Below are 24,778 nucleotides of genomic sequence, written 5' to 3'. Positions count from 1 at the left end.
ACTTCCCATCACTTCAAGTGAGTAAGATCCCTCAGAGACGATGAGGTGGATAGGTCCGGGGTGGAAGCGTGGCGACACGTGAAGCTGACGGATACTAATCGATCGAGGACTTAACTAAATGATATGGTGTTGAATGAAGCTCTTATTTAGTTTTCAGGGTACAAATTAAAAAAAACCTTGCAATTCAAGAGATAAATGGTTATAATATATTTTGTGCCTTATTTTAAAGTTTCATACCGTGGGGGGTGGAGCAAGCCGCCATCAACATTGAACTAACAGCCATGTGCAGGCTTGTGAGGAGTGTAGCATCCCCGAGATACCACGCAACACGACGAACAGTCAAGGTACAACACTCTCAGGGTTCATGATCAATTGTATATTTTCTTTCATATCGCGGGGTGGAGCAGTCTGGTAGCTCGTCGGGCTCATAACCCGAAGGTCGCAAGTTCAAATCTTGCCCCCGCAACCAATTTAAATTCAACTGGCTACGCCAAATAGAATCTGTTTTACGATCAGTGGCATCGGAAGACGCAGAATATCATTAAAACGCAAAACATTGTAACCACCAATTGGTCCGGTAGTTCAGTTGGTTAGAATGCCTGCCTGTCACGCAGGAGGTCGCGGGTTCGAGTCCCGTCCGGACCGCCTTTTTAAGTCAAAAGATCATTCTTTTAGAGAAAACATAGTTTTACTTACGTCAATTAAAGTACATAATACAAGTGACAAAGCGACCGTTTCCACACTGAAGGGAACGGTTTTTATTATATTATAGCTCTTTTTCTTCTTTCACAAAAAAAGCTGAATTGGAATACCAGCCATTCAACAAATTTCTTTTTTTATGCTGTGTTTGCTATTATGAAAATAGTTTATAATAAAATGGGTGATGGGTAATGGATGAATTTTCATTTATTGATTTGATAAAACAAAAAACGTATCGACAGCCTTCGATCATACGGGGTATTGGGGATGATGCGGCTGTTTTCCGTCAATCTTCCCAGGACATCGTGACGGCTGTGGATACATTTGTGGAAGATGTACATTTCTCGAGGTCAACGATGAGTCCGTTTCACATCGGGTATCGCTCGCTTGCCGCGAATATTAGTGACCTAAGTGCCATGGGGGCAAAACCGGCATTTTATCTCGTTTCCATTGTCATACCATCATCCTGGAAAGAAGATGATCTGGATGGGTTATATAAAGGTATGGCGGATCTGGGAGCAGCTTATCAGATGGATTTGATTGGCGGTGATACCGTATCGGGGAATGAATTGGCACTATCCATAACGGTCATTGGTTTTGTGAACAGCGATAAGGTAAGATACAGACATACGGCTAAGCCGGGGGATGTGGTATTTGTGACCGGGACATTGGGAGATTCAGCCGCGGGTTTTCACATACTGACAAACCCGGGGGAATACCTGGATCAGGCCTATTATTCCCGCAGACACCGGATGCCGACGATCCGAGTTGACTTTGCAAGCGAGTTGGAGAACCTTTCAAGGGTCACATTAAATGATATTAGTGACGGCATAGCCAATGAAGCGAACGAAATAGCCGAAGATTCTCACGTCAATTTGACTGTCTATGAAGAAAAGCTTCCTGTGAGTCAAAACTATAACCAATTCCCCGAATCACAACAGTCGAAATGGCAATTGTACGGTGGAGAAGATTTTGAATTGCTGGGAACGGTCCCCAGCCAGGATTGGGATGAACTGAAAGACATAGCTGACAGAACACAAACACCGGTCACTGAAGTTGGGTATGTTAGTAAGAACACGGATAATGGCCATTATGTTTGGCTAGTAGATCGGCAGCAAACAAATAAGCTATTGGAAAAAAAGGGTTATACCCACCTGAAGTAGGTGAAACGATGAGCGATTATAAAATTGAAACACGTTCTGAAAGAGACACAGTTCAATTCGCTGAGGAATTGGCATTGTTGTTGAAACCGGGTGATGTCATCACGCTGGAGGGTGATCTCGGTGCAGGCAAGACCACATTCACCAAAGGGCTTGCAAACGGTTTGGGCGTTAAACGCACCGTCAACAGTCCGACATTTACCATCATCAAGGAATATCATGGCGAGTTGCCGTTGTACCATATGGATGTTTACCGGCTGGAGGATTCAGATGAGGATATTGGCTTTGACGAATATTTTAATGGTGATGGTATTTGTGTTGTCGAGTGGGCACACTTTATCCGTGATTATCTTCCAGCTGAATACCTCATGATAAAAATAGCCTATGTTGATGAACATACCCGCTTATTGGAACTTTTTCCTAAGGGTGGACATTTTAAATCGGTTGCAGCTGATGTGATCGGTTGACTGTAAGGAGTCTCTGGAATGAATATACTAGCAATGGATACATCAAATCAGTTATTGGGTGTGGCTTTACTGCAGGATGATCAATTAATTGGCGAAATGACGACAAATATTAAACGGAATCATTCAGTGAGGTTGATGCCGGCAATCAATCAGCTGATGCGTGACGTTGATATGACACCGCAGGATCTTGATAAAATCGTGGTCGCCAAGGGGCCTGGTTCCTACACGGGGGTGCGGATTGGCCTGACAACAGCCAAATCGATGGCCTGGGCCCTGGATATACCGGTCGTTGGCGTGTCCAGTCTGGAAGCGCTGGCCTGGCAGGGACGCTTTTATAACGCTTATATAAACCCATTTTTTGATGCCCGGCGTGGTCGCGTTTATACAGGTTTGTATCAGCAGCAGTCCCATAAATTTGACTTAGTTTGTCAGGAAAAAAATGTGCTAATGGAAAACTGGCTGAAAGATTTGGCCGATAAACAACAGGACGTCCTATTTTTAAGTCCAGATATGGATATACACCAGGAAATGATTAAGACTTATTTGGGTAATCGGGCGGTCATTCCAGACGGGCCATTCCATATGGCTGACCCCTCACATCTGGCGCTTGCCGGATCGTATAAAGCACCAGACAACACCCATACGCTAACGCCGAATTATTTACGGCTCGCTGAAGCGGAAGCAAACTGGTTGAAAAAGGAACAAGCGAAAAATGGCTGAGCGCGCTATCCGAAAGATGAAACCATCTGATATTGACGATGTGATGGAAGTTGAGAGACAAGCATTTGCGGCACCATGGCCAAGGGAAATTATGCAGCAAGAATTGACGAATAATGACTATGCACATTACTATGTGATGTTCGTCGGTCAGCAGATAATCGGTTACGCGGGTATGTGGCATGTGATTGATGATGCACAAATCACGAATATTGCGGTTATCCCGGCGTTCCGGGGACGGAAGCTCGGTGAGACGCTATTTTTATATACTATGCAGGAGGCCGTCCAAATGGGGGCCAAACGGCTTTCTCTGGAAGTCCGCACCTCCAATATTGTGGCCCAGCGGATGTACCGGAAATTCGGTCTGGTCCCTGGTGGTGTCCGCAAAAATTATTATATCGATAATCAGGAAGATGCGATTGTTATGTGGGTGAATTTATCATGAAAAACGATACGTATATTTTAGGGATTGAAACGAGCTGTGATGAGACGGCGGTGGCGATTGTCAAGAACGGTAAGGAGATGGTTGCCAATGCAGTCGCTTCCCAAATTGACAGTCATAAGCGGTTTGGCGGGGTTGTTCCTGAAGTCGCATCCCGCCATCATGTTGAACAAATCACATGCGTCTTGGAAGAAGCTTTTCTGCAAGCCAATATGACATGGGAGCAAATTGATGCGATTGCTGTCACGGAAGGACCTGGTCTTGTTGGTGCGCTTCTGATAGGGGTTAATACAGCCAAAGCATTGGCCTTTGCCAAACAGAAGCCATTGATTGGTGTGCATCATATAGCCGGTCATATTTATGCCAACCGGTTCGACCGTGAATTTGCATTTCCATTGCTTGCGCTGATTGTTTCCGGCGGGCATACGGAACTGGTGTTGATGAACGATCATGGGTCCTATACGCTAATCGGCGAGACACGTGATGATGCAGCGGGCGAGGCATATGACAAAGTGGCCCGGACGCTCGATTTGCCATATCCGGGCGGTCCACAGATTGATCAGCTGGCCACTGAGGGCGCTGAAACAATTAACTTTCCACGGGCATGGCTGGAGGACGACAGTTTTGACTTTAGTTTCAGTGGATTGAAATCATCTGTTATCAACACAATCCACAATGCCTCCCAGCGCGGAGAATCCCTTAAAAAAGAGGATATTGCCGCTAGTTTTCAGGCAAGTGTCGTGGATGTACTGACGACGAAAACGTGGAAGGCAGCTCAAGCCTATAACGTGCAACAAGTAATCGTGGCCGGCGGCGTTGCGGCCAATCAGGGTCTGCGGCAAGCGCTGGAGGAAAAATTCCAAAACTCAGGGATGCCGTTGCTGATCCCACCGTTAAAGTTATGCACCGATAATGCGGCGATGATTGCGGCAGCAGGTTTTGTGTCATACGAACAAGGCAATCGGGCCGGCTGGGACTTGAATGCGAATCCATCATTAATCTTAAACTGATATCCACATGCTTATCCACTGCATTGTGGATATTTTTTATGAATTCTTATATGGCCGTTTTTGTCTTGTGGATGTTTATTTGTGGATAACCTAGTCTTTCTTTGTGGAAACTGTGCATAACTATGGTGAAATTCGGCAGCCGTACTGTTGATTTGTGCATAAGTGTGTGGATTATTTTATTTTTACATGCCTGAAAAACCCCACCTAATTCGAATAAGGTGGGGGGTCGTCTTGAAGCGTGTGTTAAGTGTGTTGAAAAGCCCATGGCAATCTTTAGGCCTGTAAAGCAGTCCATTCCTCCATCAACCGCTCTATCTCTTGTTTTAATTCGCTCATTTGTTCCATAATCGCCTGTGATTTTTCATGATCTTCATACACATCCGGTTCAGCCATTGTCCGTTCCAGCGTTGCCAATTCGGATTCTAACTGTTCGATTGTTTCTTCGAGCTCGGTAATCTGTCGCTGCTTTTTTCGTCTTTCACGTTGAAGCTGCTTGTCTTCCTGGAATTTTGTTTTGCGCTGATCTTCGGTATTGTCCGTCTCAGTTGATTCCTGCAGTTTTTTAATCTCCGCTTCTTCCCGTTTCTTCTCGATATAATAGTCATAGTCGCCAAGATAAGTGGTCGCGCCATCCTGTTGCATGTCAACTACTTTATCGGTAATGCGGTTGATGAAATAGCGGTCGTGTGAGACAAAAATAATGGTCCCTGGGAAGTCCATTAGCGCAGCTTCCAGTACCTCTTTGCTGTCAATATCCAAATGGTTGGTCGGTTCGTCCAAAACAAGCAGATTGGCCTTTTGCATCATCAGTTTGGAAAGCGACAGGCGTGCTTTTTCACCACCGCTCAGCGAATGAACGGGTTTTCGTACATCGTCACCCGACAACAAGAAATTGCCCAACACTGTCCGGATATCCTTTTCGTCGATGTCGGGATGTTCATCCCACAGCTCGTCCAATACGGTTTTGGTTGATGATAATGTTTGCTGCTCCTGATCATAGTAGCCGATTTCCACATTGGTTCCGATATGAAGGGATCCTGATGCCGGCTTGAGACGCCCGAGAATCACCTTTAATAACGTCGTTTTCCCGACACCATTGGGGCCGACAAGCGCAATCCGTTCACCACGATTCGCATGGATTGTAAGATTGGAAAATAGTGGTTCGCCCAGTTCATATTGAAAGGCAAGTTGGTCGGCTTTTAACACATCGTTCCCGCTGGCCCGATTGATCTGGAACGAAAACGAGGCCGATTTTTCATCCCCTTTTGGCTTGTCCAGCTTTTCCATTCTTGCCAGTTGCTTCCGCCGGCTTTGGGCACGTTTGGTTGTTGAGGCGCGGGCAATGTTTCGTTGAACGAAGTCTTCCATCCGTTTAATTTCGGTCTGCTGCTTCTCGAATTCCTTCAATTCTTTTTCATAATCCAGCGCCCGTTGTTTTAAATAATAGCTGTAATTGCCGTTATATCGTTTGGAATGATGCCGGGATATTTCATAAACAGTTGATACGGTTTTATCGAGAAAATACCGGTCGTGTGACACGATTGCCACGGCGCCTGGGTAGCTGCCCAAGTAGTTTTCCAGCCATCCCATCGTTTCGATATCAAGGTGGTTGGTCGGCTCGTCCAAAATGAGCAGATCCGGTTTTTTTAGCAATAATTTTCCCAGGGCCAGGCGCGTTTTCTGCCCGCCGCTTAGTTCAGTGATGGGTGTGTTGTAATCGTAATCCTGAAAATTAAGCCCGGTCAAAACAGCTTTTATATCGGCTTCATAGCGGTAACCGCCGGCTGCATCGAATGCCTGCTGTTTTTTGTCATAATCTAATAGAAGTTGTTCATAATCGTCAGCGGAAAGTGAAGCCGCTTGTGTCATCTTTTCCTCAAGCTGTCGGAGTTCCTGTTGCTGAATCAGCAGGTGGTCAAATACCGTGATCATGTCATCCCAAATCGATTTGTCCGATTCAAGACTGGTATGCTGCGACAAATAGCCGATAGTCAGATCTTTCGGCTTGAACAATTCCCCTTCATCATAGGAAAGATCACCAGCCATTATTTTTAATAAGGTTGATTTTCCAGATCCATTCCTGCCGACAATGGCAATCCGGTCATTCTCTTGTATTTCAAGTTTTATATGGGCTAGTATTTCTTCGGCTCCGAATGACTTGGTTATATTATTTAGTTGCATTAGTATCATCTTTGTTCACCTCATCCCATCCAAGTGTACCGTATGACAGTCTGAAAGGGCAATCATATTGTGAAATCAATCACGACTAATCGACCGTTTTCTGTTAGAATAGGTGGTAGTTCATACACGCTTGAATGGAGTTGAGCACATGTCTGATTTCACACATTTTAATGAACAGGGAAGAGCGCGCATGGTGGATATCAGTGATAAAGCAGAAACAGAACGCACGGCTGTCGCGGTATCCAGCGTCCATGTCACGAAAGAAATCTATGACAATATTACGGCCAACACGATGAAAAAAGGGGACGTGCTGGCGGTTGCCCAGGTGGCGGGAATTACAGCTGCCAAAAAAACATCGGACTGGATCCCGATGTGCCACCCACTGCCATTAAAGGGAACGGATATTACCTTTGACTGGAAAATAAATGCGGATCACTATGAACTGCAAATCAACGCTTCCATCAAAACAAAAGGATCAACAGGTGTGGAGATGGAGGCATTGACAGCAGCATCGGCAACAGCCCTGACGGTTTATGATATGTGTAAAGCGCTCGATAAAGGGATGGTTATCGGGGAAACCTATTTAATGACTAAAACGGGCGGTAAATCCGGTGAATATCATCGCGGAGCCGAGGAGGACTGACTTTGGATCAAAATAAAATACCGCAGGCTACTGCTAAGCGGCTGCCGTTATATTACCGGTTTTTAAATAATTTGAATCAACAGGGAAAAAAACGTGTCTCTTCAAAGGAATTGAGTGACGCGATTAAGGTTGATTCGGCAACTATCAGACGAGATTTTTCCTATTTTGGGGCATTGGGTAAAAAAGGGTATGGCTACAATGTCGAATACCTACTCGGATTTTTCCGTAAAACGCTGGATCAGGATGAACTGACCGAAGTCGCACTAATTGGCGTCGGCAACCTGGGGACCGCCTTTTTACATTATAATTTCCTGAAAAACAACAATACCAAAATTGTGATGGCGTTTGATGCCGATCAGGCTAAAGCGGGCTCAGACATTGGCGGCGTACCGGTTTATCATATTGATGAGCTGGAAGAGAGAATGGGGAATGTGTCTGTGGCCATTTTGACTGTTCCGGCTGACGAGGCCCAACCAATTACCAATCGGCTTGCAGATTTCGGCCTATCCGGCATTCTTAATTTTACACCGGCACGAATAACGGTACCAGCTTGGATCCGGGTGCATCACATTGATCTAGCGGTGGAACTGCAGTCATTGGTGTATTTTCTGAAACACTATCCGTTGGAACAGGACGGTTCTGATTAAAAAAAGAAGCAGTGCACAGCTGGCACTACTTCTTTTTCTTTTGCTTTTTGATTTTGAAATGGATATTAAACATACGTATACTGACACCGAAATCAAGTGTGGCAAAAAAGGCAAGCAGGATGGTGAGAAAATTCCAGATCGTTTCTTCTGCACTCTGTATGGCAACATAGGTAAACAATATACCAAGCAGAAAATAAACGATCCCCATCGTTTTCGGTGATATTTTCATAAAACGTTAGCCTCCAATAAATATCATTTGCATTTGTTGGAATTGCTCCATCATGTTATCGAAATCTTCTTGATCAAGTGATAATTGTACAATGACGGATATGGAGTTCATGGCCATGTGCACAACAATTGGTACGATAATCCGCTTTGTCTGTACATAAAGAAACGCAAACACGAATCCCATCGAAGCGTAAACAAGAATATGTTCCGGCTCCCCGTGAATGAACCCGAAAACTAATGCGGACAGTGCTGCAGCCAGAAAAAAGTTCATCCGTTTATACAATTCCCCGAAAATGATTTTGCGGAAAATGATCTCTTCCAGTATCGGTGCCACGATCGCGGTTATCACCATAAAGAACGGCGCTGATCTGGTAATATCCATAATCAATTCCGTATTTTCCGAAGTGGGGTTGATGCCCAGGACAACTGTTTCGATAACTGACGCAATCGAATTGGCGAAGTAAGCCATAAACAAACCGGCTATCGACCAGAGGATAATTTCCCATGTGGGCGGGCCCTGCCGGTACTGTGACATGTTCATATCAGGACGCATGAGCCATAAAACAACGATAAGCGCGGCAATGAAACTGAAAATGGACCAATAGACGCCTGTATCGTTAACGCCGAGCGGGGTGAGCAAATATAAAATTGGAGCAAAAACAAATCCGGAAAATTGCATAATGATATACGTTAAAATCACATACCAGTAGCGTTTAGGCAAAGTATACCGACTCCTTTAGGTTCCAGGTTGATATAGTGTATGCTTGTCAGGAATAGTTTAAGCAAAAAAATAGGACCTCAAAAATCCACTCTTCCAGTTTAGCATACATTGAACAGGCATTATAATAGAACGGGCTGTATCTTTTGTGATCATAAAATTAAAAAATACCGGTGACAAATACTTGCATTTTTTAACTGAATTATTTATTATATTAATTGGAATTAGCACTCGTTATACAAGAGTGCTAATAAGAGATTCCCAAATACATGAAAACAGGAATTAAGGAGGTTGTCGGCATGATTAAGCCACTAGGAGATCGTGTTGTAATCGAACTTGTGGAGCAGGAAGAAACAACATCAAGCGGTATTGTGCTTCCGGACTCAGCTAAAGAGAAACCACAGGAAGGCAATGTTGTTGCAGTCGGTTCCGGACGCATGACAGACAGCGGCGAAAAAGCTGCCTTGGAAGTAAATGAAGGAGATCGGATTATTTTCTCCAAATTTGCCGGAACAGAAGTGAACTACTCCGGAAAAGAATACTTAATTCTGCGTGAAAGCGACATCCTTGCTGTCATTAACTAATGGACAGCCGAGTCAATGTCAGGACATATACAAGAAATTTTAAGGAGGCGTTTTTAAATGGCTAAAGAACTTAAATTCAGTGAAGAAGGCCGTCGTGCCATGCTGCGCGGTGTCGACACACTGGCAGATGCCGTTAAAGTAACATTGGGGCCAAAAGGCCGTAATGTTGTTCTGGATAAAAAATTCGGTTCCCCACTCATTACCAATGATGGTGTGACCATTGCTAAGGAAATCGAACTGGAAGATAATTTTGAAAACATGGGTGCACAACTCGTGTCAGAGGTAGCATCCAAAACAAACGATGTTGCCGGTGACGGGACAACCACTGCAACCGTTCTTGCTCAAGCAATGATCCGTGAAGGGCTGAAAAACGTGGCATCCGGTGCTAATCCTGTTGGCGTACGCCGCGGTATCGAACAAGCAGTGCAGGTAGCTGTCAACGAATTAAAAGGCATTTCCAACCCAATTGAAGGCAAAGATTCCATTTCTCAGGTTGCCGCCATCTCCTCCGACGATGATGAAGTCGGTCACCTGATTGCTGAAGCGATGGAACGTGTCGGCAATGACGGTGTTATCACCATCGAAGAGTCAAAAGGCTTCAACACGGAACTCGAAGTTGTTGAAGGGATGCAATTTGACCGCGGCTATGCATCACCATACATGGTCACGGACCAGGATAAAATGGAAGCCGTATTGGAGGATCCATACGTTCTGATTACCGACAAGAAAATCGGCAATATTCAGGAAGTCTTGCCGGTGCTTGAACAAGTTGTTCAGCAAAGCAAGCCAATCCTGATCATTGCTGAAGATGTTGAAGGCGAAGCACTTGCAACACTTGTCGTCAACAAACTGCGCGGCACGTTCAACGCAGTGGCTGTCAAAGCACCAGGCTTCGGTGATCGCCGTAAAGCGATGCTTGAAGATATTGCCACACTGACCGGCGCTGAAGTGATCACTGAAGATCTTGGACTTGATCTGAAGAACGCAACAATGGAACAGCTTGGCCGTGCCAATAAGATCGTTGTGACAAAAGACAACACAACCATCGTTGAAGGTGCTGGCGATCCGGAAGCCATCTCCCAGCGTGTTGCCCAGATTCGTGCACAAGCTGAAGAAACAACGTCCGAATTCGACAAAGAAAAACTGCAAGAGCGTTTGGCCAAAATGGCTGGCGGCGTAGCAGTTGTTAAAGTTGGCGCAGCAACCGAAACGGAATTGAAAGAACGCAAGCTTCGCATTGAGGACGCCTTGAACTCAACACGTGCTGCCGTTGAAGAAGGTATTGTTTCCGGTGGTGGAACAGCGTTTATTAACGTGCTGGCTAAAATCGGTGAACTCAATCTGACCGGTGACGAAGCAACAGGCGCCAACATTGTGTTGCGTGCACTTGAAGAGCCGATTCGCCAAATCGCTCACAACTCCGGCCTTGAAGGCTCGATCGTTGTTGAACGTTTGAAAGGTGAAGAAGTCGGCATCGGCTTCAACGCAGCTAATGGTGAATGGGTGAACATGGTTGACGCCGGTATCGTTGACCCAACGAAAGTCACGCGTTCCGCACTGCAAAACGCAGCTTCTGTTGCAGCCATGTTCCTAACGACCGAAGCAGTAGTCGCTGACCACCCTGAAGAAAGCGATGGTGGCGGTGCCGGTGGCGGCATGCCAGACATGGGTGGCATGGGCGGAATGGGCGGCATGATGTAGTAAAGGCCTAAAAACCTTGATTTAACAAGGCTTAAAGGTCATCATGTTTGTTCTTGTTCATGCTTTTGTTCATGCTTTGGATCAATAAGATTATTAGAGAGGTTTTTCATTAAGTTGCTGAACTTAGTGGAAGCCTCTTTTTTAATGTTCTTTGTCATGTGAGCGTAAATATCCATTGTTGTATTAATGTCACTATGCCCTAACCGTTCTTGAATTTCTTTTATATGAACGTTAGCTTCAATTAATAGTGATGTGTGAGTATGTCTAAATGAATGAGGTGTTACATGTTTTTTAATGCCTGTCCTTTTTAAAAGTCGCTGCATACGAATTGCAATATTTTTAATGGTTTTTGGATAACCTTCATTAGTTGCGAAAATAAAATCATTATCTTTATAAAATGGTTCGTTTTCCTTCTTAATTATATCTTGTTCTTGTTTGTGCAATTGGAGCAAGTCAATTAAAATCGTATCTATTGTTATGGTACGTATCGACCCTTCCGTTTTAGGTGTCAGTAAAGTGTATTCTAGCTTGTTATTTGTTGGGTTGTAGTATGTCCTAATAACTCTTAATGTGTGGTTATTAAAATCAATATCCGACCATTTTAATGCGATCATTTCACCTATTCTTAAGCCAGTATAAGCTAACATAGTGAAAGAAAGTAGATCGCCTTCTAAACCTTCATTTTTTACCACAGTTAGAAATTCTTCTAGTTCTTCTTTTTCGAGAAACTTTTCTTGTATGGAATCACCTTTTTCAAGATCAGCCACAGTTTTCTTTTTTTTAGGTAGTTTAATATCTTTTGTGAGAACTTCTTTAATGAGTTTATTATCTTTTGCATACTCAAAAACCATATTAGACGAAGTGTGAATACTGGAAACATAGTTTGTACTAAATTTGTTAGCCAGTTTGTCTATGGCATCCTGGTAAGCTTTCTTTGATATTTTTTGTATGGCTATATCCCCGAACTCATCCCTGATATGTTTCAATGCAATTTTTCTAGCCCTTAAGCTACTTTCTTTTGCCTTCATGGAAGAAATATAATGTTTTTCCCAATCATCACACAAGGCATTGAATGTTATCTTGGAAGGTTCAATAAATTCATTATTATGAAATTGTCTTTCGACCAAACCAGCAGCCAGTTGAGCATCTTTCTTTGTTCGGAATCCTGATTTGCTTATCGGTGCGTTGTCTTTTCCAGTAATAGGGTTTTTCCCTGCATAGACTTTATATGCCCACTTTTCGCCACGCTTATAGATGTATGCCATTTAATCACCTCCTTTATTACGTTTTTCATACCTATTCGAAATATAAGCCTCAATGATCCCGTGAATAATTTTTTTATCTTCATCACGCAATCTAGGATAAAAAACTTTATCTAACTCCGACTCTTCTCCTGAATTTATATTGTAATCAGAGCCATAAAAAACCTCATAATCCTTTTGAGTTAGTAACCATTTTAGATCAAAATAGGGTTCCGCAATGGGTTCAGCTTTTAATGCACCCTTTTTTATTCTAAATTTATTTTTGTTAACAGTATCAATCGATTCATTCATTGAATTTTCCATTTCTCGTATTAAATTAGAATGGAATCTTTGGAACCTTTGGAAATCATTCCATAGTTCATTTTTATTTAATTCTTTTATAGCGGCATATTCAGTTATTAGCTTTCCTTGATAGTTGTTTTTAACATTAGATCTATCATCTAAAAAATATGCTATTGAAAATAAAACCTTTTTCGAAGGTATTTTATTACCATTTTCTACTTGACTAAGATAACTAGCAGTAACACCTGCAACCTTCTCTAATTCATTCAGGGTCATACCTTTAATTTTCCTTTGTTCTTTAATCAAATTACTTATAACAGGGTATTTCATAGATTCTCTGCCTCCTACTATTATTCAACTATATAATACCACAATTTCAGAACATGTACCAACAAATAAAACATTGACAAATACAATAGAACATGTTTTAATTATAGTACAAGTTCTATTAAATGTATTTAAGTAAGAACATGTACTAAGGGAGGAGAAAAAATGTTCAACGTTCAAATTGACGATAAGACAGTAAATACCATGCTGGAAAAAGCCATTAATGAAAAAGTGAAGGAATTAGCTTCTTTAAAATATTTCATGACCTATCAAGAATTAGCCGAGTATCTAAATATCAGTAAGCCAGTAATCGAGGACAGACTTATCAAAAACGGTTTACGTTATTACAAGGTGGGGAGTAAGTATCTATTTAAAAAGGAAGAAGTTGACCAATTCCTGGATGATATGACAGCCAGCATGACAGCCACAAACAATGATCTAAAATTCTTTACAAAATTACAAGGTAGTATATAAATAAAGAACCATGCAATCAACGAACTAAAAGAACGTACACAAACTACAATAGATCTAAATCAAGGAATGTTACCCAGGAGATTCAGTCGGGCGCATTTGATGATAATCCTATTACAAATATTGAGTTCGAGGGGTGCCGGCCTTTATTCACCGGCATGCATTTAACCTGAGTAAAGAAGAAATGAACCGTGTCACCGTAACGGGAAGAAAAGCGATTAGTCTGCGTGCGCTTTTGGACCATCACGTTGGGTACATTGATGATTTCCGGTCCTTGCGTGCGCGGCCGGTAATAATAAACGGATCGTTCGATTATTCCGTTTTATTTATTGTGAAAATGTGGTATGATATATACCGATCCCTGATAGGGGATTGGCGGTATCTAATCTTTAAAGAAAAAATAGCCCTTACCCATTTGCTGAATAGGGGGGCTATTTTTCGTTGCAAAGGGTTCGTGAGATTAAAAAACATTATCGCTTTGTTTTATGATCGTTGTTATTCCAAAAATCAGTAATAATAACTGAAAGTTTGCTTGCACTATCTTTATTCAATTCGTGTCCTGCATCTTGTATAATTACTGAACGAGCACCTTTGATATATTTACTTAAATGTTTTGAGGCACGTTTATTTGCGAAATCCTTTTCTCCACATACAATTAAAGAATCGCATTGTATGTCCGTTAATTTTCCGGAGAAATCCAATTGCTTCACAGATTTTGCTAATCCAATGAATTTTTTCTTATCAGTACCCATTTTAAGGAATACAGATTTAGGTATAACATAAAACATGAAGTTCTGTATGGTTAGTAGCACCTTTGGCATTTTATATTGCGCACCAATTAAAACTAAAGAATTAACTTTGTCTGGTCTGTCAATGGCGTAGTTAAGTGATAAAATGGCACCCAAAGAAATACCGCATAGATTAATGGGTCCTTTAAAACTTTCACAATATTCATGGAACAATTGATATAAGTTGTTATAAGTAGGATCGCTTGTACCAAGAAGGGAAAATAAATCAGGGCATGATGCGTTTGAATTTAAATCCAAATTATCAATGGTTTTATTCCAACTTGAGAAATCTTGACCAAGTCCATGAATAAATACATAATCCATTTTGAACACTCTCCGTCATTAATTAAATTAATGTCTTTATTTTACCATAACAAGCCAAGTTTAATTGAGGTAATCGGTCCGTTACGAGGGCGCTTTTTTTAATAAAGGGTAGCGCTCATCTTGCATATACGGGCCACGCTCGACAAGTTCTGCTATAAGTGCTTCGAAGCTTGAAAAGCAGGGGATTAATTAGCGTCCAATCCTAATTTTACAATTGAGGATGGGAATGACGAAACCATGATACCTGAAACCATCCTGTCAACAAACCCTGCATGCGTCAAGGCTGACAGGCTTTGGGGTATGAAGCACAGATGATTCGGCAGAACGAAAGCTACAGCCACTCCTTCGGAGCAAGCAATCACACAGTAAGTCACAGAAAAAGAAGGGATTGCTGCTAAAAAATCGTTCATTCATTTTATATGAAAGCGTTTTCTTTTGTTCCTGCTTTGTTCCTTATAGCGGCAAAAAGTTCCTTTTTAAGGCTGAAATGTTCCTATTTCTAAGAGCTATTGCATGTATGCAAGTATTTTTTTGTAAAAAGTGATAGATCGGTAACGCGAACCTATGTGCTGCGTTGCATGTATGCAAGTAATTTGTTCCTGCTTACCCCCCGAATGTTCCTCGATGATCCTGGTTTATTTTTCAAAAAGGAACGTATAAATCCCTTTACATCAAGGGGTCACGCGATCGGGTTCCTTGGTTCCTCCTTTTTTTAATGAAAAACTATAAATAAAAATATATATACATACGTGTCACGCGTATAAAGTTTTCTCGAAAAAACCAGGAACAGAGGAACTTTTTGCATTTGAAGTGTATTTTCGGATGCTATTTACGGCTGCGGTTTAAATAACTTCCGAAACAATTCATCGATTTTCTTCTGTGACTCTACTCTTTACCGTTAAAGACTTCAGAGAGACTTTCTGTGCGTCTTTTAGAGATTGTGAGGGTTTTGGTATTCAGTGGATACGATAACGCCCTCACAGTCCGTTATTTGCATTCTTGCTAGATGCTAAAAACTTGAAGCCATTTATAAAAAATCGAGTTGGGGAGGGTGACTAACCCCTGGCCTCTCATATCAACGTACGTACGGTTCCGTATACGGCGGTTTTATCTAAGTCCAACGCACGTGCGCATCCCGGCAAGCATCTATTTAATTGAAGACGATGCGTTTATGACCGGTCATTGCGGGCGCGCCGGTGATTTTACAAAAACGAATTTACCCCGTGTAATTTTTGCGGAAATGTGGTATTCTATGAGCTCCAACTGTGGCCGTCGATACCCATTCTCTTGGAGATTGGCGTTATCTTATTCCTAAGAAAAAATAGCCCTTATCCCGCTGTGAACAGGGGGGCTATTTTTTTGTGTTCAAAGCTTCTTTTATCAATTACCTGGATGCCTCTTGCCGATAAAGATTTCTCGCAAAAACTAGGAAGAGAGGAACTTTTTTTGAATTTGAGAGACTTTCGGCCATAATTTGCGATTGTGGTGTTGAATACTTCCGCAAGCAATTTATTAGTTTATCTCTGTGACCTTCCTCGTTACCGTTTAAACCTTCAGAGAGACTCTCTGTGTGTCTTTTAGATATTCGTGCGGGATTTATCCAGCGAATACGAAAATGTCTTTACGGTTCGTTATTTGCTTTCTGAAGACCAGTCTTTGTCAGACACTTGGAACCCTGGATCATTTATAAAAAAACTCCGAGCCCTTATGTAGGGTCCGGATGTTGGAATAGTGTTACGGTGTCGTTGTAGGCGATTGATGTTTGATTAAGCTTCGTCGCCTCGTTCAGCGTGCGGCGACTTCATAAGTAAGCAATCACACAATAATGAATCTCAGAAAAATTGGGGACTACCTAATATATAATGGTTCATTCATCTTTTAATGAATACGCTTAGTTTTGTTCCTTTTGAGGACGGCAGACTGGAAATAAAAGTAGCATTCACCACAGAAGCAAGAATCTGGAATATTATAAAGACATCATGGACAGGAATACAAATTATCGGATTTTCACCGACGAAGGACGAAAATAGAAAGAAAAGAACCGGGCCGTACTTTGCCCGGTTTTTCTCAGTTGTTTTGATTTCTATGGTGAAATTAAGAAATCATGCGGCAGGTAAGCTTGCATGGTAAATCCTCCTTAAAGGGAGGTGTACTCCTAGGTGAATAGAAAGACGCGCAGAAAAAAGAGCCGATAGTCAGTCAGTTCTTTTTGCACTTCCAAGTGAAACACGCATGTTTTCTTTACACTTTAAATCTAATCCAAAGTAAAGCCTCTGTCAATAAGGAATATGCTCGTATGCAAAAAATTGTGGTTTAAAAATAAAGTTTGATAATTTATAATAAGGTTTGATTATTTTGAATAGAACCCGATAATTGATAAAAAAGTTTGATACAATTGCTGTGTTGAATTATTCCGGAATCGGGCCAGATTGTTTAATAAGGATACAAAGGGGAGTATGTATGTCAACGTATTTCAAAGGGAAATTTTTGAGACTAAGAATTATTTTTACTGTAATACTCCTAAGCATAATAACACTATCTCTGTACGGATTAATTTCTAACACATTAAATTCATTTTTTATGGGAGTAGCTCTTATTGTGTTTTTTATTGCGGAGAGTAATTTGAGAAAAAATGAACCACATTACTAATCAATCGGAAGCTTATCAGGAATAATGATTGGTGTCGTGGCTTGCGTAAATTGGCCATTTAACGGAATAACACTTATGAAAATAACAGAAATTTGAGATGATTGTTTTAAGCTTAAGGGCAGAAGTTATTGAGGGGGGATATGATTGCCTAAAGTTAAAATACACCCATTGATACTTGTGGGATTATTTATTAATTCAATCGCGATGATTTTTTATGCATATGAAAGCTATTCAAACCAAGAAATAGGTCACGGTGTTATATTTACGTTATTATTTACCTTTCTCTTTGGATTAGTAATTTGGGGGAGTATTAGAAACAAACAGATTGACCATAAAAAGTAAGTAGTCTGTCTTTTCTTGTTCAATCATCGGGCGCTTTCGCGGAACAAGAATTGCGTCCACTATTACTTTCAAGAATCAGATTGTAGAACAAATAATTTAATGCTAAGTTATAATCAAATATAGGAAAGGGTGTATGAAATATGTCTATGAGTATTATCACCGTAGCATCCGTATTTATATGGATTGCAGCGATTTCTGAGCTAATTAAACCTTCAAAAGAGCAAAATAACCGAAAAATCATCACTCTAACATCTTTCGGTACTTTATCAACATCAGTTATTACTATTTCCCTTATTCAAAACTTTCCCCTATAAAAATATTGGAACTATGTCAGGAATTTATAATCCACAATCGGTCGTACTTCCGGAATAAGGTTTGCGGCCAATAATGCTTCATCAGGAGATTTTACTGAGAAAGGAGTGGTCAAAATTAACGATGATAAAAATAACGAAGATAGCACTTCATTAAAGATTGTATCTTATTGGTTTTCCATTCCAAGAATTTTACGTTTAGGACTTTTCTGGTTAATAATGATTATACTTGCAATATTTGGCTGGGTGAAGATAATTAATAATTATTTTTAGAGCAGCTACGCCTTATTACAGAAAAAGGGGGGGTAATGATTGAACTGGGCAGTATTAAAAGATGCAAAATGGTTGTCATTAACAGTAACGTCTTTACTATTAGGAGTTATTGGTATAGTGTTAGCAATTTACAATAATAGCTACTGGGCGTATTTTGTTATTATTTCAGCAATATTTACGTTTTTAGGCGCGAATAGAGGAGATCAATTAACGGGTTTATAAAGCAAACGGGCGCCAATTAGGAATAAGAATAGTGCTCAAGCTTAATCGGTATGATCCTTAACCACGTTATTATTATCTGAAAGGTAGATTCGATTGTTTTTTTATATCGCTATATCTATTGGTTTAGTTGTTCTTTTGTTAGTAATGGGGTTCCTTTGGTTAAGTCAATGGACAAAGAAACCTGATGCAGATTATGTTTTGAAGTTTATTGCTAAAAACCCAAAAAGATCCTCATTATCCATTATAAAAAATGGAAAAAGCCTTGCGGATGTTCATTCTGATCAATTGCTCTCATTGGCAAGTACAGTGAAGATTATTATAGCCATTGAATATTCTCAACAAGCTGCACATAGTGAAATTAATCCAGCCGAAAAAATTAAAACAGATGATCTGGCACGCTTTTATATACCTGGGACAGATGGCGGCGCTCACGAAGCATGGTTGAAAACAATGAAAGAACAAGGACTTCTGCAAAACCAAACTGTTTCATTGATGGAGATTGCAAAAGGAATGATGTCCCACAGCTCAAATGCTAACACAGAATTCTTGATGATGCGGCTTGGACTCGACAGAATAAATGCTAATCTTGAAAAGCTTCAGTTGTCTAAACACGAGCAAATTTATCCTTTTGTATCAGCTCTTTTTATTCCATATGAAATTGCACATCAAAAGAGGCTTGATATTCATGATAAAAAGGATGCAAAAGAGATAGCGGCATACATTGAGGAAATGTCACAAGCAGCCTACATTGAAGAATCCATTAAAATTCATGATAAACTCATTCAAGATATTAATGATGATTATAAGAGTCAGGTTAACATAAAAGCATGGCACAATATCGAATTTGATAGGCTGTCGTCCAAACGATTTGTCCGTTCTACGACTTTCGAATATGTTTCAATTGTACGGAAAATGAACGAAGGATTGTATTTTCCATTTCGTATTTGGGAGCACTTACAGCCAATTATGGAGTGGCCAATGGACGGAAAGAAAAACCAAAAAAGATTTAAAAGTTTAGGTGGCAAGGGAGGTTCAACGGCTTACATACTTACATATGCTTTCTATGCAGAAGATAAGCAAGGAAATAAAACGGAGTTGGCGGTCTTTTTCAACGACATCTACGGCTACGAAACAGTTAAGCTTTCAAACAGTTCTTCTGCTTTTCAGTCAGCCGTGCTTACAGGCAGCCCTGACTGGGAAGATAAATTAAAAGCTTTTCTTGATGGTTGAGCTTGTCCAAGGTTATTCAATAAAAGGGCGCTTTTCTCAAATAGGGTAAGTGCCATTTTTTATGGAAAAAAGGATTGAGGAAATACTTGTAGTTTGAAATAATTTGTCAGGAGGCTTAAGGTCAGAAGTTGGGTGATTAATAATCTTATCATAGTCATTTTAATTATTCTTACACCATTTAATCTATTTGCTTGGTTCGAGAATGCAATGTGTGCGCTGTTTAATCTCCTGGCATTAACTTTTCGATTATAACTTCATTCGTAGTTTGGTGGTGGACTTCATTCTGGAATTTCTTAAACCGAATGAATTTTTCAATATGAACTATTTCTGTACCCGTACTCAAAGAAGTTTTTAGTCTTTATAATGTCGAAGGGCGTTCGCATATTTTAAAAGAAGGGAGCTTATTAATGGAACAATCACGCGCCGGATTTTGGATTCGTATGGGGGCTAATATTTTGGATGGTCTTTTACTTGGTGTTCCCATTGGTATTCTTTCTGTGATACTTGGACTATCTGTCGAAGATAGGGATATCGTTAACGCTGTCATTTCCGTACCTTATTATTTATTGTTACCTGTAGTATGGTATGGCTACACTGTTGGCAAAAGAACTTGCAATATTCGCATTGCACGCATAGACGGAGAGAAGGTTGGCTTTGGAACAATGGTGCTCCGTTATATTGTGGGATTCGCAATCGTCTATGTTTTAACGCTTGGTATCGCGATGATTGTCAGTGCATTTATGGTTGGTCTTCGCGAAGACAAACGTGCCATACACGACTTTATTGCAGGAACTTATGTCACCTATGCAAAACCGGAGGGTTAACAGACGGGACAGATTGAACTTTTCTTATAAAGAGGATAGAAAATATTACCCTGAGAGGATCTAGAAAACACTAATATTAGACTCCTCGATTGCCAATGGTAGAAAGTGACTATTCCGGAATAGGGCGCAAGAACTGAATAACACTTGTGCCACTTTTTAAAAAGGGGGCTATGTTGTGTACAAAAGGTTTATAATACTTGCCTATTTGTTGTTCTTTGTACCTCTTATATTCATTGTAAATTTTCTGTTTGATATTATTACGCTTGAAAAGATACAAGGATTGCCTGTATTTCTTCCTATAGTTTTTTGTTCTTTTGGTTTATTCTTTGCATCAAAAGCGTATCAAATCCAAAAGAGTGCTTTGACAATTAGTGCTGTAATTGCAAATTTAGTCTTATTCCTATTTCCGTTTATTTATATGATTGGTGGAACAGCAATATTTGGTGTGTAGTATTCAATTATAGGGCGCCATTCCGGAATAAAACTTGGTGCTCGTTCGTACATAAGGGCATAATTGTAAGGTAGTTACATTAGAACACGGACTTTAAAATCATTTGCAAAGGAGGAAACTTTATGGAGATTATCCGTAGAATAAATGATATTAATTTTGGAGTTACAACCGAGTTTAACAGTAAATACCTTACACCAATGGTCCAAAATTTGTTATATAAAGTAGAAAATGAGTGGGATGACTATAATGAAGTATATCATTGCTGTAATTTAATTGAGAAGGTAAGAAATAAAAAGGATATGAATATGGACTTCCATATTATGATGAAGGAAGAAAAATATTTAGGTATTGCTCTTCTTAATAAAGGAAATATCGACTACAATACCTTTTTTAAAGAGCCTATACCTATAAGTGAAAATAATAACGATGTCTTGATATTTAACTATTTTCATATATCCCAAGAAGGTAGAGGAAATGGGCAAATGTGGTTTAAGGATATTATTATGCCGTATTATAGATCAAAAAACTTTAAAACAATCTATGTAAAATCAAGTCATCAAAAAGTATTTTCTTTATACAGCCGTCTTGGTACAGAAATTGGAGAATATACGAGTAATAGTGACAATCAATTATTTGTGAGGAAAGGTAAAATATTTAAAATTACCCTTTAAGTTCCTTAAACAAACGGGCGCGCTAATCGAATAGCGGTCCTTTCAATAGGGCCAATGGATTACTGTAAAACGGAAGTGAGGTTCAAAGATGAAGATTGTTAATCAAGAAACCCGAGATTTTTCGATTAAATCCTTGGAATCAACTTTTAATAAACTTTCAAACGCTTATAAAAGCATGACAGAGAAAGGTTCAAATACAAACCAAGTCAAAAAGAGAAAAAATGCTGTACAAATTGGTTTAGAAAGCCTTAAAGATTCTTGGAATGGGGAAGGTTTTCCCCACGACGAAGAAACCACATTGACCGCAAAGGAAGTTCTACAAAGTCTCATTCCATCTATCGAAAAGCAGATAGTAAAAGCAAATGAAGGTAGTTCTCAAAAAACATTAAATGAGCGTCGTTTAATTGCATTTAAACTGGCAATTGAATCCTTGGAGAACCGTCTTAAATAATTCCGTTTGTCGATTATCACAGTTCTGAGGACGCTAATCAGGACATAGTTAAAGAATTTTTAGTAATTCAATTCGCTGTTGATTCATCGAAGAAATAACTTACATAGATCTGGCAAATCGTCTTGCTTATTATAGAAACGGGAGCCATTCCGGAATAGGACTCGGCACCTATTCTACGCATAAGAGCCATATTGTGGAGAAAAATGGAAAGCGATTGTTGTATAATTGATTATTTAGGGGGAGGTATTTTGAAGAGGGTTCTAGTATTAATACTGTGCTGTTCGCTTCTTTTTACCACTTTATCTGCTTGCCAAAAGGAATATAACGGAGAATATATAGAATGGGGAGAAAATACGACGAATAGCAATGCTACCGAATTGCTAGAGGATCATAATATACCTTATGAGATAAGAGATGGAATGATATATATTCCAGAAGACGCTTTTGACAAAGCTATTTATTGTTGTTCTTAATAATCAATGTGAATCATTATCGAGCACTCATTGATTCACCCCTTTTAAAGTGCAAATCTGTATTCTGGAAAAGCGCCCGATAATGGAATAGTCTTTTCTGCTATTCTCTGGTAGATTTTCGGTGGAGGATTTCTTATTCGGTATGTTCGGGATTCGGACTTTTATATTGCTGAGTTTATCGGAGGCATTATAGGTATTATCATTTTAATTATTGGGATTTTCACCAAAGGTAATATGAAACCAGATAACAACAATTCTTAAATTAAAGGGCGCTTTCACGAAATAAAAAAAACGTTCAAATCTGCATTATCAGTCCATTTTGCCTAATAAATTTAAAACGTTCAGGGAGGCAGGAGTATGATAAAAGTAGATGTTGCTTACGCATTAATTTGTAAAGAAAATGAAGTTCTTATGGTTAATAATTATGACGGTACCTGGTCTTTACCCGGTGGAGCAGTTGAGCAAGGTGAAACATTAGAGCAGGCAGCTACCCGTGAAGTTGCAGAGGAAACAGGTTTGACGGTCAAAGTTGGGGAAGTTGTTTCAGTTAATGAGGCCTTTTTTAAAGAAAAGGATCATCACGCACTATTTATAACATTTCTAGCAGAAATCATTGATGGAAAGCCTTCAATACAAGATAAAACTGAAATATCAGAAATAAAATGGGCGGATTTCCAAACAGCGAATAAGTTAATGCCTTATCATCCAGGTGGAATAGAAAGTTTGTTGAAATCCTCTTCGCCTTACATATTTCAGGGTTAGGTATAATCATTCTTCACCAACCGGATGCTTTTCCCCAATAAGGATTAGCTCAATATCACGTATAAGGGGCCACATTGCGGAATTAAGGTATAGATTATTTCTTTGCAGTTTTTATGCTAAAATCGAGATAACTAACTTGTGTATTTAGATAAAGCAATTCTTTTTGGGGGCGACAAAATGGACGATTCAATTCAAGATACATTTGAAAGCGTTAGAACAGAAAATCTGTTTCTTCGAATACCGAAGGAAGAAGATTTGCATTCTGTCTTTTCGATTGAGGGAAACCCTGCCACAAATAAATATCGACCTGCTGGTCCGACGAAAGACATTAACGAAGCAAAAGAAACTTTGAAAGAATGGAGAAACAACTGGGAAATTTACGGATACGGATACTGGACGGTTATTTTACCATCCTCATCGGAAATCATTGGTTTCGGCGGCATCAGACGAGAAAGCTGGAAAAACCGGAATATATTAAATCTTTATTACAGGTTTTCACCTAGGGCTTGGGGGCGTGGGTATGCGACAGAAGTGGCTGGAACTGCTGTTAAAATGGCAGACGTTTACCTCCCCAATTTACCGGTTGTGGCGCGTATTCGCTCTATTAATAAACCATCTATACGAGTGGCTGAAAGAGTTGGCCTTCAGCATTGTTCTGAACTTGATTCTACTGAACATATGGTTTTTACCTTGAAGAAAGGTTTTTAACCTGTGCTCGTATTTGCACTTTGTAAGTCAAAATAACTACATTGCCTGTTCTTTAATATTTAAACTTCTTAGCTGAGGAGAAACTGTTATGGCAAAGAAGAGAAGGAAAAGTAAAAACAAAAATCAAAAAAAAATATGAACAACTTTCATAAGCAGATTAATAATGTATTTGTAGCGATAGGATTGTACAGCACTTATACGTTCTTTACACTTGGAAAAAAACTTTTCATTCATTCATCACTTAACAATGAACACGTTTTTGAAATAACAGAATTGGAACATAACCAACAACAATTACGTGAAGACCTATCTATACCTGTGATTTTGGAAGCAATTCATCTGAAAACTCAAAATCAATTGAGGGATTATCAACAATATTTTTTACCAAGCATAAAAGTGTTACATGAAGAATTCTGGGATGAAATATGTCATGATCAAGAAGAATCGATTTCTGAAAAGGAGCAGAAGATGTTTGATATTGCTGTAAGGTCAGAAAACGATTTGTTAGATGAAGACGCAGAATTGATAGTAGAACAGCCTGTAACCTTTAACTATTTCGGGGAGCCTGTCGCTTATAGTGAAGATGATCGTCAATGGATTGATTATCATATGGCGCAAGGAGATTTTGAAGCAGCATTAAATATTCATAGGGTTTACATAAAAAAATAGGATGTAAGTAAGTTCGACAAATTTTTGAGTGATTGCAAATATCATTATTAAATTGTAGGGCGCCTATCCGGAACAAACAGAGTAGAGGAGG

At 39.9% G+C, this 24,778-nt stretch carries 27 protein-coding genes, 2 tRNA genes and 1 rRNA gene; 24 read left to right on the top strand and 6 right to left on the bottom strand.

Translation table 11 applies throughout. The features are described 5' to 3' along the window. From ACFQ4A_RS17555 to tsaD, 8 genes are all read left to right on the top strand, one after another. Positions 1 to 118, top strand: a 23S ribosomal RNA gene (locus ACFQ4A_RS17555); the annotation flags it as partial. 274 nt (positions 119 to 392) lie between these two features. Then, positions 393 to 469 (top strand) — tRNA-Met (locus ACFQ4A_RS17550). A gap of 102 nt (positions 470 to 571) precedes the next feature. Further along, positions 572 to 645 (top strand) — tRNA-Asp (locus ACFQ4A_RS17545). A 245-nt stretch (positions 646 to 890) separates the two neighbouring features. Then, a complete protein-coding gene (gene thiL / locus ACFQ4A_RS17540) occupies positions 891 to 1,862 on the top strand; it encodes a thiamine-phosphate kinase (RefSeq protein WP_382402690.1) in 972 nt (323 codons plus the stop codon). An 8-nt stretch (positions 1,863 to 1,870) separates the two neighbouring features. Beyond that, the gene (gene tsaE / locus ACFQ4A_RS17535) at positions 1,871 to 2,326 is read left to right on the top strand and encodes a tRNA (adenosine(37)-N6)-threonylcarbamoyltransferase complex ATPase subunit type 1 TsaE (RefSeq protein WP_382402689.1); all 456 of its coding nucleotides are present in this window, start codon (positions 1,871 to 1,873) and stop codon (positions 2,324 to 2,326) included. An 18-nt stretch (positions 2,327 to 2,344) separates the two neighbouring features. Beyond that, positions 2,345 to 3,046, top strand: coding sequence for a tRNA (adenosine(37)-N6)-threonylcarbamoyltransferase complex dimerization subunit type 1 TsaB (gene tsaB / locus ACFQ4A_RS17530; RefSeq protein WP_382402688.1), 702 nt, complete (start codon positions 2,345 to 2,347; stop codon positions 3,044 to 3,046). Further along, complete coding sequence (rimI, locus tag ACFQ4A_RS17525) at positions 3,039 to 3,488, top strand: ribosomal protein S18-alanine N-acetyltransferase (protein WP_382402687.1); 450 nt, start codon at positions 3,039 to 3,041, stop codon at positions 3,486 to 3,488. Before tsaB ends, rimI begins: the two co-directional genes overlap by 8 nt. Next, entirely contained in the window at positions 3,485 to 4,495 is a 1,011-nt protein-coding gene (gene tsaD, locus ACFQ4A_RS17520; protein ID WP_382402686.1) for a tRNA (adenosine(37)-N6)-threonylcarbamoyltransferase complex transferase subunit TsaD, read from the top strand. Before rimI ends, tsaD begins: the two co-directional genes overlap by 4 nt. A gap of 273 nt (positions 4,496 to 4,768) precedes the next feature. Here tsaD and ACFQ4A_RS17515 read toward each other — a convergent pair whose 3' ends face one another. Next, a complete protein-coding gene (locus ACFQ4A_RS17515; protein WP_382402685.1) occupies positions 4,769 to 6,685 on the bottom strand; it encodes an ABC-F family ATP-binding cassette domain-containing protein in 1,917 nt (638 codons plus the stop codon). Positions 6,686 to 6,824: 139 nt separating this feature from the next. Between ACFQ4A_RS17515 and moaC the strand changes: the two genes are divergently transcribed. Then, a complete protein-coding gene (moaC, locus tag ACFQ4A_RS17510) occupies positions 6,825 to 7,319 on the top strand; it encodes a cyclic pyranopterin monophosphate synthase MoaC (RefSeq protein WP_382402684.1) in 495 nt (164 codons plus the stop codon). A 2-nt stretch (positions 7,320 to 7,321) separates the two neighbouring features. Continuing rightward, positions 7,322 to 7,966 carry a redox-sensing transcriptional repressor Rex gene (locus tag ACFQ4A_RS17505; protein ID WP_382402683.1) on the top strand — a complete coding sequence of 215 codons (645 nt, stop codon included), beginning with the start codon at positions 7,322 to 7,324 and terminating at the stop codon, positions 7,964 to 7,966. Positions 7,967 to 7,991: 25 nt separating this feature from the next. Here the strand turns inward: ACFQ4A_RS17505 and ACFQ4A_RS17500 are convergent, their stop codons facing one another. Continuing rightward, positions 7,992 to 8,195: a YdiK family protein gene (locus tag ACFQ4A_RS17500; protein WP_382402682.1), complete on the bottom strand. Its 204-nt coding sequence runs from the start codon at positions 8,193 to 8,195 to the stop codon at positions 7,992 to 7,994. A 6-nt stretch (positions 8,196 to 8,201) separates the two neighbouring features. Beyond that, the gene (locus ACFQ4A_RS17495; RefSeq protein ID WP_382402681.1) at positions 8,202 to 8,915 is read right to left on the bottom strand and encodes a CPBP family intramembrane glutamic endopeptidase; all 714 of its coding nucleotides are present in this window, start codon (positions 8,913 to 8,915) and stop codon (positions 8,202 to 8,204) included. 296 nt (positions 8,916 to 9,211) lie between these two features. On the opposite strand from ACFQ4A_RS17495, the gene groES reads away from it, so the two are divergent. Further along, positions 9,212 to 9,496 carry a co-chaperone GroES gene (gene groES / locus ACFQ4A_RS17490; RefSeq protein WP_382402680.1) on the top strand — a complete coding sequence of 95 codons (285 nt, stop codon included), beginning with the start codon at positions 9,212 to 9,214 and terminating at the stop codon, positions 9,494 to 9,496. Positions 9,497 to 9,553: 57 nt separating this feature from the next. Further along, positions 9,554 to 11,197 carry a chaperonin GroEL gene (groL, locus tag ACFQ4A_RS17485; RefSeq protein WP_382402679.1) on the top strand — a complete coding sequence of 548 codons (1,644 nt, stop codon included), beginning with the start codon at positions 9,554 to 9,556 and terminating at the stop codon, positions 11,195 to 11,197. 41 nt (positions 11,198 to 11,238) lie between these two features. Here the strand turns inward: groL and ACFQ4A_RS17480 are convergent, their stop codons facing one another. Then, entirely contained in the window at positions 11,239 to 12,462 is a 1,224-nt protein-coding gene (locus tag ACFQ4A_RS17480) for a tyrosine-type recombinase/integrase (RefSeq protein ID WP_382402678.1), read from the bottom strand. Further along, positions 12,463 to 13,071 (bottom strand): helix-turn-helix domain-containing protein, encoded by a 609-nt coding sequence (locus tag ACFQ4A_RS17475; protein WP_382402677.1) that lies wholly within the window; start codon positions 13,069 to 13,071, stop codon positions 12,463 to 12,465. A 162-nt stretch (positions 13,072 to 13,233) separates the two neighbouring features. Between ACFQ4A_RS17475 and ACFQ4A_RS17470 the strand changes: the two genes are divergently transcribed. Then, a complete protein-coding gene (locus tag ACFQ4A_RS17470; RefSeq protein ID WP_382402676.1) occupies positions 13,234 to 13,542 on the top strand; it encodes a helix-turn-helix domain-containing protein in 309 nt (102 codons plus the stop codon). Between the two features lie 467 nt (positions 13,543 to 14,009). Here ACFQ4A_RS17470 and ACFQ4A_RS17465 read toward each other — a convergent pair whose 3' ends face one another. Continuing rightward, complete coding sequence (locus tag ACFQ4A_RS17465; RefSeq protein WP_382402675.1) at positions 14,010 to 14,651, bottom strand: alpha/beta fold hydrolase; 642 nt, start codon at positions 14,649 to 14,651, stop codon at positions 14,010 to 14,012. A gap of 2,793 nt (positions 14,652 to 17,444) precedes the next feature. On the opposite strand from ACFQ4A_RS17465, the gene ACFQ4A_RS17460 reads away from it, so the two are divergent. From ACFQ4A_RS17460 to ACFQ4A_RS17410, 11 genes are all read left to right on the top strand, one after another. Continuing rightward, positions 17,445 to 17,642, top strand: a complete 198-nt coding sequence (locus ACFQ4A_RS17460) for a hypothetical protein (protein WP_382402674.1) — start codon at positions 17,445 to 17,447, stop codon at positions 17,640 to 17,642. Positions 17,643 to 18,265: 623 nt separating this feature from the next. Next, positions 18,266 to 18,448, top strand: a complete 183-nt coding sequence (locus ACFQ4A_RS17455; RefSeq protein WP_382402673.1) for a hypothetical protein — start codon at positions 18,266 to 18,268, stop codon at positions 18,446 to 18,448. A gap of 93 nt (positions 18,449 to 18,541) precedes the next feature. Continuing rightward, positions 18,542 to 19,678: a serine hydrolase gene (locus ACFQ4A_RS17450; protein ID WP_382402672.1), complete on the top strand. Its 1,137-nt coding sequence runs from the start codon at positions 18,542 to 18,544 to the stop codon at positions 19,676 to 19,678. Positions 19,679 to 20,085: 407 nt separating this feature from the next. Continuing rightward, on the top strand, positions 20,086 to 20,502 hold the full coding sequence (locus tag ACFQ4A_RS17445) for an RDD family protein (protein WP_382402671.1): 417 nt from the start codon (positions 20,086 to 20,088) through the stop codon (positions 20,500 to 20,502). A 175-nt stretch (positions 20,503 to 20,677) separates the two neighbouring features. Further along, on the top strand, positions 20,678 to 20,953 hold the full coding sequence (locus ACFQ4A_RS17440) for a hypothetical protein (RefSeq protein WP_382402670.1): 276 nt from the start codon (positions 20,678 to 20,680) through the stop codon (positions 20,951 to 20,953). Positions 20,954 to 21,075: 122 nt separating this feature from the next. Further along, complete coding sequence (locus tag ACFQ4A_RS17435) at positions 21,076 to 21,624, top strand: hypothetical protein (protein WP_382402669.1); 549 nt, start codon at positions 21,076 to 21,078, stop codon at positions 21,622 to 21,624. A gap of 88 nt (positions 21,625 to 21,712) precedes the next feature. Continuing rightward, a complete protein-coding gene (locus ACFQ4A_RS17430) occupies positions 21,713 to 22,075 on the top strand; it encodes a hypothetical protein (protein WP_382402668.1) in 363 nt (120 codons plus the stop codon). A 248-nt stretch (positions 22,076 to 22,323) separates the two neighbouring features. Further along, entirely contained in the window at positions 22,324 to 22,548 is a 225-nt protein-coding gene (locus ACFQ4A_RS17425; protein ID WP_382402667.1) for a hypothetical protein, read from the top strand. Positions 22,549 to 22,905: 357 nt separating this feature from the next. Then, positions 22,906 to 23,310, top strand: coding sequence for an NUDIX hydrolase (locus ACFQ4A_RS17420; protein WP_382402666.1), 405 nt, complete (start codon positions 22,906 to 22,908; stop codon positions 23,308 to 23,310). A gap of 138 nt (positions 23,311 to 23,448) precedes the next feature. After that, positions 23,449 to 24,018 (top strand): GNAT family N-acetyltransferase, encoded by a 570-nt coding sequence (locus ACFQ4A_RS17415; RefSeq protein WP_382402665.1) that lies wholly within the window; start codon positions 23,449 to 23,451, stop codon positions 24,016 to 24,018. Between the two features lie 273 nt (positions 24,019 to 24,291). Next, a complete protein-coding gene (locus tag ACFQ4A_RS17410) occupies positions 24,292 to 24,687 on the top strand; it encodes a hypothetical protein (protein WP_382402664.1) in 396 nt (131 codons plus the stop codon). Positions 24,688 to 24,778 lie beyond the last annotated feature (91 nt).

It is taken from the genome of Lentibacillus salinarum, from assembly GCF_042679865.1.
Classification (GTDB): Bacteria; Bacillota; Bacilli; order Bacillales; family Amphibacillaceae; genus Lentibacillus; species Lentibacillus salinarum.
Note: the sequence above shows the minus strand (reverse complement) of the source record. Positions and strands in the feature narration are given on the sequence as shown.

Excerpts from the sequence above, each read along its gene's own strand:
- ACFQ4A_RS17475 (WP_382402677.1), bottom strand. The coding sequence starts at position 13,071 with ATGAAATACCCTGTTATAAGTAATTTGATTAAAGAACAAAGGAAAATT.
- groES (WP_382402680.1), top strand. The coding sequence starts at position 9,212 with ATGATTAAGCCACTAGGAGATCGTGTTGTAATCGAACTTGTGGAGCAG.
- ACFQ4A_RS17430 (WP_382402668.1), top strand. The coding sequence starts at position 21,713 with ATGAAGATTGTTAATCAAGAAACCCGAGATTTTTCGATTAAATCCTTG.
- thiL (WP_382402690.1), top strand. The coding sequence starts at position 891 with ATGGATGAATTTTCATTTATTGATTTGATAAAACAAAAAACGTATCGA.
- ACFQ4A_RS17465 (WP_382402675.1), bottom strand. The coding sequence starts at position 14,651 with ATGGATTATGTATTTATTCATGGACTTGGTCAAGATTTCTCAAGTTGG.
- ACFQ4A_RS17500 (WP_382402682.1), bottom strand. The coding sequence starts at position 8,195 with ATGAAAATATCACCGAAAACGATGGGGATCGTTTATTTTCTGCTTGGT.
- ACFQ4A_RS17435 (WP_382402669.1), top strand. The coding sequence starts at position 21,076 with ATGGAGATTATCCGTAGAATAAATGATATTAATTTTGGAGTTACAACC.
- moaC (WP_382402684.1), top strand. The coding sequence starts at position 6,825 with ATGTCTGATTTCACACATTTTAATGAACAGGGAAGAGCGCGCATGGTG.
- ACFQ4A_RS17420 (WP_382402666.1), top strand. The coding sequence starts at position 22,906 with ATGATAAAAGTAGATGTTGCTTACGCATTAATTTGTAAAGAAAATGAA.
- tsaB (WP_382402688.1), top strand. The coding sequence starts at position 2,345 with ATGAATATACTAGCAATGGATACATCAAATCAGTTATTGGGTGTGGCT.
- tsaE (WP_382402689.1), top strand. The coding sequence starts at position 1,871 with ATGAGCGATTATAAAATTGAAACACGTTCTGAAAGAGACACAGTTCAA.
- ACFQ4A_RS17480 (WP_382402678.1), bottom strand. The coding sequence starts at position 12,462 with ATGGCATACATCTATAAGCGTGGCGAAAAGTGGGCATATAAAGTCTAT.
- ACFQ4A_RS17515 (WP_382402685.1), bottom strand. The coding sequence starts at position 6,685 with ATGATACTAATGCAACTAAATAATATAACCAAGTCATTCGGAGCCGAA.
- ACFQ4A_RS17445 (WP_382402671.1), top strand. The coding sequence starts at position 20,086 with ATGGAACAATCACGCGCCGGATTTTGGATTCGTATGGGGGCTAATATT.
- tsaD (WP_382402686.1), top strand. The coding sequence starts at position 3,485 with ATGAAAAACGATACGTATATTTTAGGGATTGAAACGAGCTGTGATGAG.
- ACFQ4A_RS17470 (WP_382402676.1), top strand. The coding sequence starts at position 13,234 with ATGTTCAACGTTCAAATTGACGATAAGACAGTAAATACCATGCTGGAA.
- groL (WP_382402679.1), top strand. The coding sequence starts at position 9,554 with ATGGCTAAAGAACTTAAATTCAGTGAAGAAGGCCGTCGTGCCATGCTG.
- rimI (WP_382402687.1), top strand. The coding sequence starts at position 3,039 with ATGGCTGAGCGCGCTATCCGAAAGATGAAACCATCTGATATTGACGAT.